Annotated in this window: 1 rRNA gene; it reads right to left on the bottom strand. The window is 55.8% G+C overall.

The annotated features are described in order from the left end of the window. Positions 1–663 (bottom strand): 23S ribosomal RNA (locus ACLJQE_RS44685); the annotation flags it as partial.

The following is a 663-nucleotide window of genomic DNA, read 5'->3' on the forward strand; positions in this document are numbered from 1 at the left end:
AGCCGATGTATTGCATGAATGACACAGCTTCGGCGGTGTGCTTAAGCCCCGCTACATTGTCGGCGCAGGACCACTTGACCAGTGAGCTATTACGCACTCTTTCAAGGGTGGCTGCTTCTAAGCCAACCTCCTGGTTGTCTGGGCAATCCCACATCCTTTCCCACTGAGCACACACTTAGGGGCCTTAGCTGGTGTTCTGGGCTGTTTCCCTCTCGACGACGAAGCTTATCCCCCGCCGTCTCACTGCCGTACTCTAACACCACGGTATTCGGAGTTTGGTTGATTTCGGTAACCCGGTAAGGCCCCTAGACCATCCAGTAGCTCTACCCCCGTGGAGAAACATACGACGCTGCACCTAAATGCATTTCGGGGAGAACCAGCTATCACGGAGTTTGATTGGCCTTTCACCCCTACCCACAGCTCATCCCCTCAGTTTTCAACCTAAGTGGGTTCGGGCCTCCACGACGTCTTACCGTCGCTTCACCCTGGCCATGGGTAGATCACTCCGCTTCGGGTCTAGACCACGCGACTACAGGCGCCCTATTCAGACTCGCTTTCGCTACGGCTACCCCACACGGGTTAACCTCGCCACGCAGCACTAACTCGCAGGCTCATTCTTCAAAAGGCACGCCATCACCCAACAAAGCAGGCTCTGACGGCTTG

It is taken from the genome of Amycolatopsis sp. lyj-346 (assembly GCF_046548975.1).
In the GTDB taxonomy this organism is placed as follows: Bacteria; Actinomycetota; Actinomycetes; order Mycobacteriales; family Pseudonocardiaceae; genus Amycolatopsis.